The sequence below is a fragment of the Mesorhizobium sp. M2C.T.Ca.TU.002.02.1.1 genome, from assembly GCF_003997225.1.
The window spans coordinates 1-5,667 of the sequence record NZ_RZTO01000382.1 but is presented as its reverse complement, the minus strand read 5'-3'; the positions used below and the strand labels follow the sequence as shown (position 1 = coordinate 5,667).

Sequence of the window (5,667 nt, the reverse complement as noted above, 5' to 3'; positions counted from 1 at the left end):
ATAGAGCGGATGGCGTCGTGGATGGCGATCGAGGTGTGGCTGTAGGCGCCGGGATTGATGACGATTCCGGAAGCCTTGTCGCCTGCTTCCTGGATCCAGTCGACCAGATCGCCCTCATGGTTGGACTGGCGAAAATCGATCTCGAGTCCGAGCGCGGCGCCTGCCGCCTTGCAGTCTTCCTCGATGGCCGCGAGCGTCTTGCCGCCATAAATCCCCGGCTCGCGTTTGCCGAGCGCATTGAGATTGGGACCGTTGAGGACGAAAATCGTTTTCAATATGGCGACCTTGTTCCACGCCGGCCCCGAGCCGGCGCACTGGCCTCTATAATGGGCATAGCCGCCCGCGAAAAGAGCGCAAGTGCGTTCTTGCGCTGTCCACAGCGGCCGGCTTCTGCATCCGCAAGCGCTTACAGCGCGCTCTTGGCCTGTTCGATCTTTTCCGCCAGAACCTGCTGGCCGAGCGCTCCGAAGATCACCTCGTTGCCGACCACATAGGACGGCGTGCCGGTGATCGACAATTTCGTCGCAAGGTCATAGGTGCGCGACAGCGTTTCGGCGATGCGCGGATCCTTCATCTTCTCGCGCAGCGCCGCCTCGTCGGCGCCGAGCGAAAGCGCCACCTTGATGGCGGTCGCTTCGGTGGCGCGGCCCTGGCCGCCGAGCAGCGCGGTGTGGAATTCGCCGTATTTCTCCGGATGCATCAGGTGGAACGCCATGGAGACGACGCTGGCCTTCTGCGAATCCGGGCTGAGGATCGGGAACTCCTTCAGCACGAAGCGCAGGTCCGGGTCGGACTTGGTCAGCGCCTGCATGTCCTCGATGGCGCGTTTGCAGAAGCCGCAATTGTAGTCGTAGAACTCGACGATCGTGACCTTGCCCTTCGGGTTGCCGACGACGCCGTCGAAGGTGGAATTGAAGATCTCGTCCTTGGAATCCTTGATGACGCCGAGCGCGGCGAGCCGCTGCTCTTCCTTCTGCTTGGCCTCGAGCGCGTCCTGCACCTCGAGCAGTACCTCCGGGTTCTTCAACAGATAATCGCGGATGATGCCCTCGACCTCCTTGCGATCGATCTTTGTGTCGGCGGAGGCCTTGGTATCGGTGGAGGACGTGACCTGCGCCACTTGCACGGTGTCGGCCTTAGCGGCCTGCGGGTTTCCCGCCACAAAGCCGAAGGCCAGCATGCCGAGCGCCACCGCCAGACCGCCAGCACTGCCAAGCAGGATTGCCTTGTTCATGATTGTCGATCCTTTTGCCTTTCCTGGTGCGCCTTGGTCGCGGCCAACGCCCCGGGAGGTTCATTTGAGTTTGTTCGATGGCGTGTAGTTTATAATATCCTGAGCGCGGACCCAGCGGGGTTCGCCGCGCTTCAATTTCTGTTGAGCGCGCATGGCGAAGATCTTCGCGTTCTTGTAGTCGCCCGAATAGTAATGACCCTCGGCGGTGGCGAGATCTGCGGCCGGAACATCGCCGAGTTCGCCATAGGCCTGCGCCAGAAAGCGATAAGCGTCGGAATTCTCTTTGTCCCGCCCGACGCCGTTGTTGAGCTGGGTGACGGCCTTCCTGAGCGAATCGGGTGTACCGACCGCCATCAGCGCCTGGCCGAGGGAGACCAGCAGCAGGCCGGAGCGTGCGGGATCGAGGCTGACCGCCTTGGCATAGGCGTCCGCCGCGTCCTTCGGCTTGTTGATCTTCATCAGGATGTCGCCGCGCAATTCCTGGAAATAGGGGTTCTTCGGCTGTTCCTTGATCAGCGCTGCCGTCTTGGTCAGTGCCGCGCCTGGATTGCCATAGAGATAGGTCTGCTGCGCGTCGCCATAGCGCGAGGCGAGGCTGGCCGGGTTCTTGCGCATCAGCCGCGCGACGGCCGCCTGACCCTGCATGTAGGCGGCGATCTTGATGCGCATCATGTCGTGCCGCTGCTGCAGCGCCGGCGGGTCGATCGTGTTGACGAAGGGGCTCTGCTTGACGAGCACCTCGAGGTTGGCGATGCGCTCCTGCGGCATCGGGTGGCTGATCCGGTAGGGATCCACCTGGGTGCCGGCGAGCGACAGCGCGCTCTGGAAGCGGCCGAAGGTCTTCAGCATGCCCATGCCGGATTGGCCGGTGGCGTTGAGATAGGCGATCGCCGAACGGTCGGCGGTGATCTCTTCGGTGCGTTGATAGGCAAGGATCGAGCGCTGCGCCATCTCGCCGCCGCCGGCGGCGACGCCCACGCCCGCGCCGGCAAGGCCGCGGCTGTTGGTGGTGGCGCCGGCCACCATGGCGCCGGCACCGAGCAGCGTGGCGATGATGGCCATGGTCTTGGCTCGGTCGAGCTGGTCGCGCAATTTCTGCTGGTGGCCGCCGGCAATATGGCCGGCCTCGTGCGCGATGACGCCGATGATCTCGTTCGGCGTCTCGGCGGTCACCAGCGCGCCGGTGTTGATGAACAGGCGGCGTCCGGTGACGAAGGCATTGAAGCTCTGGTCGTTGACGAGCACGATGTCTATGCCGTCATTGGCGAGCCCCGCCGCCTTGAAGATCGGCCGGGCATAGTCGCGCACCAGCGCCTCGATCTCGGCGTCGCGCACCACCGGCACGCCTTGCGCAAAGGCGCTGACCGAGCTCGAAACGGCAACGGCCGCGGCAAGCATAAGCGTCGCGAAACCGCGCGCGGCTCGGCTGAGGGGGGGCGATTTGCCAATCGATGGTCGGGGTCGGCTCAACATAGGTCCACTGGTAGACGAGCGGGCGAAAGATGAAAAGTCGGCGCCGGCAACTTCCTGCGCGCTTGTGATCCCCACATCAATCGGGCATTTGTGCGGCGCTGTCCCTTTAACTAGGGCAGCTCAAAGGCAAGTCTGCGCTGCTTGCGTCCATAATTCACCGAAATAGGCAGTTGGAAGAGGTCAAATGGTCGTTTCGCTTTCGCGCCGGGGGGAAGTCGAGCCGTTCCACGCCATGGACATCCTGGCCGAAGCCAACCGGCTGAAGGCCACTGGCGTGCCCGTCGTGTCGATGGCGGTCGGCCAGCCGTCGGACCCTGCGCCGGTCGGTGTCCGCGAGGCGGCAGCCGCGGCGCTCAGGCACGGTCGCATCGGCTACACCGATGCCTTAGGGTTGGCTGATCTGCGCAAGGCGATCGCGGCGCATTATGGCGAGCATTACGGGATCGACGTCGCGCCGTCGCGCATTGCCGTCACGACCGGTTCGTCGGCCGCCTTCAACCTGGCCTTCCTGGCCATGTTCGATCCGGGCGACCGCGTCGCTATCGCCGCGCCCGGCTATCCCGCCTACCGCAACATCATGGCCGCGCTCGGCATCGAGATCGCCGAGATCGAGCTCGGCACGGACGCCTACCTGCACGCCGAGCATCTGAAGGCCGCGCATCGCGAGAAGCCGCTGAAGGGCGTGCTGTTCGCCAGCCCCGCCAATCCGACCGGCGCGGTCATACCGGCGCACGAGCTCGCCGCGCTGGTCAAGACCGCCGAAGAACTCGGCATCGCCGTGATCTCGGACGAGATCTATCACCGTCTGGCCTATGCGGCTCCCGATGTCACCGCGCTGGCGCATGGCGCCGGCGTCACCGTGATCAACTCTTTCTCGAAATATTATTGCATGACCGGCTGGCGCATCGGCTGGATGGTGTTGCCGGAAGAACTGGTGCGGCCGGTCGAGCGCGTCGCCCAGAGCCTCTACATCTCGCCGCCGGAACTGTCGCAGATCGCGGCGATCGAGGCCTTCAAGGCGACGGAGGAGCTCGAAAGGGTGAAGGCGCGGTATGCCTGGAACCGCGACCTTCTGATGACGCGTCTGCCGGAACTCGGCTTTGCGCTCGCAGCACCCATGGACGGCGCCTTCTATGCTTTCTGCGACGTCACCCGCCACACCAATGACAGCATGGCCTTTGCCCGCAAGATGCTGGCCGAGGCGCATGTCGCGGCGACGCCCGGTCGCGATTTCGACCCGTTGCAGGGCCATCGCACCATGCGCTTTTCCTATGCCGGCAGCCATGACGACATGGTCGAGGCGCTGGCGCGCATCGAACGCTGGCTGAAATAGAAGCCATGGCTGAACTCGAGCAAGCACTGGCGGACGTGGCCGCCGAAATGGCGGAGCGCAGCGATCGCGGCGAGGTGGCGACCTACATCCCGCAGCTCGGCAAGGTCGATCCGAAGAAATTCGGCATCGCCGCAGTGACCAATGACGGCCGCGTCATTCTTGCCGGCGACGCCGACCAGCCCGTTTCGATCCAGAGCGTCTCGAAAGTCTTCACGCTCACGCTGGCGCTGGGCAAGGTCGGCGATGCGCTCTGGCATCGCGTCGGCCGCGAGCCGTCCGGCAATCCGTTCAACTCTATCGTCCAACTCGAGCACGAGAACGGCATCCCGCGCAATCCGTTCATCAATGCCGGCGCCATCGTCGTTTCCGATGTCCTGCTCGCCGGCCATCAACCGCGCGAGGCGATCGGCGAAATCCTGCGTTTCATCCAGTTCCTCGCCGATGACGAGACGATCATCATCGACCGCGAGGTCGCCGCCTCCGAGCGGGCCACCGGCTACCGCAACTTCGCCCTGGCCAACTACATGAAATCCTTCGGCAATCTCCATCATGAGCCGGAGCTCGCGCTGGGTGTCTATTTCCATCATTGCGCGATTGCGATGAGCTGCCGCCAGCTCGCCATGGCCGGCCGGTTCCTCGCCAATGGCGGCCGGAACCCGGCGACCGGGCATTCGGTCGTGTCGGCCGAAAGGGCGCGCCGCATTGGCGCCTTGATGCTGACCTGCGGCCACTATGACGGTTCCGGCGATTTCGCCTTCCGCGTCGGCATTCCCGGCAAAAGCGGTGTCGGCGGCGGCATTCTCGGCATCGTGCCAGGGGTCGCTTCGCTGGCGGTGTGGTCACCCGGCCTCAACGAGAACGGCAACTCCAAGCTCGGCTCCATCGCCCTGGAGAAGCTCGCCCGGATGATGAATTGGTCGATCTTCGCGCCTTAACCTCGTCATTCCAGGGCGGAGCAGCCGCGAAGCGGCGTCGCGGAGACCCTGGAATCCATTCCGTGACTTTGACCGAAGAGTGCAGCGGAGCAGAATTCTGGACCGCGGCAGCGCTCACGCATCACGGAATGGATCCTCGGGTCTGCGCGCGTCGCTTCGCTCCTTGCTCCGCCTGACGACTGGGTCAGCGTTTCGGCCAATCTAGAAGGCATACCACCTGCCAACCCAAACATAGCCAACCGGTCAAAATCCCTATGCTGGGGAATGGGGCTGCGCGGAATAAAGAATCCCGCGCCGATGTGACGCGGGATTCTTTTAAAAGATCAGTCTAACGGCCTGAAAGGCTTAGAAAAAGCCCTTGCGCTGCCACCAGCCGGCGCGCTTCGGCTTGTCCTCGGCCTTGGCCTCGTCGGACACGTTAGAGGACACCACGGGTACAACCGGCGCGTCGATCGACTGTGGCTTGCGCCGCGTCGGATGCGCGTTGGCGGCAGGCTCGGCCTCTGCCGCCGCGGGAGCGGAAGTCGCCGGCTCCGGCTCGACAGCCACAGGCGCGACCTGGGCTTCCGCCACAGGCTCCGACATCGTCTCGGCCACGGTTTCCTCGGCCGCCTTCTTGGCCCTCGAACGGCGGGGCTTTTTCGGCTTCTCGGCCGCCGCGACCTCGGCGTCGTCATTGGCGGCGGTGGGAG

The 5,667-nt window shown here is 64.3% G+C and carries 5 protein-coding genes and 1 pseudogene; 2 read left to right on the top strand and 4 right to left on the bottom strand.

Annotated features, from left to right (window positions below; all coding sequences use genetic code 11):
• The 3 genes from EOD07_RS19905 to EOD07_RS19895 all read right to left on the bottom strand — a co-directional run.
• A partial coding sequence (locus EOD07_RS19905; RefSeq protein ID WP_127236684.1) for a type II 3-dehydroquinate dehydratase occupies positions 1–275 on the bottom strand: 275 nt, incomplete at its 3' end.
• 131 nt (positions 276–406) lie between these two features.
• Positions 407–1,234, bottom strand: coding sequence for a DsbA family protein (locus tag EOD07_RS19900; protein ID WP_040983114.1), 828 nt, complete (start codon positions 1,232–1,234; stop codon positions 407–409).
• Positions 1,235–1,294: 60 nt separating this feature from the next.
• Positions 1,295–2,707 (bottom strand): M48 family metalloprotease, encoded by a 1,413-nt coding sequence (locus EOD07_RS19895; protein ID WP_071073369.1) that lies wholly within the window; start codon positions 2,705–2,707, stop codon positions 1,295–1,297.
• 184 nt (positions 2,708–2,891) lie between these two features.
• Between EOD07_RS19895 and EOD07_RS19890 the strand changes: the two genes are divergently transcribed.
• Positions 2,892–4,040, top strand: a complete 1,149-nt coding sequence (locus EOD07_RS19890; protein ID WP_073989555.1) for an aminotransferase class I/II-fold pyridoxal phosphate-dependent enzyme — start codon at positions 2,892–2,894, stop codon at positions 4,038–4,040.
• Positions 4,041–4,045: 5 nt separating this feature from the next.
• A complete protein-coding gene (locus tag EOD07_RS19885; protein WP_164772368.1) occupies positions 4,046–4,975 on the top strand; it encodes a glutaminase in 930 nt (309 codons plus the stop codon).
• 345 nt (positions 4,976–5,320) lie between these two features.
• On the opposite strand, the pseudogene EOD07_RS37720 reads toward EOD07_RS19885, so the two are convergent.
• Positions 5,321–5,667 (bottom strand): annotated as a pseudogene (locus tag EOD07_RS37720) (ribonuclease E/G); the annotation flags it as partial.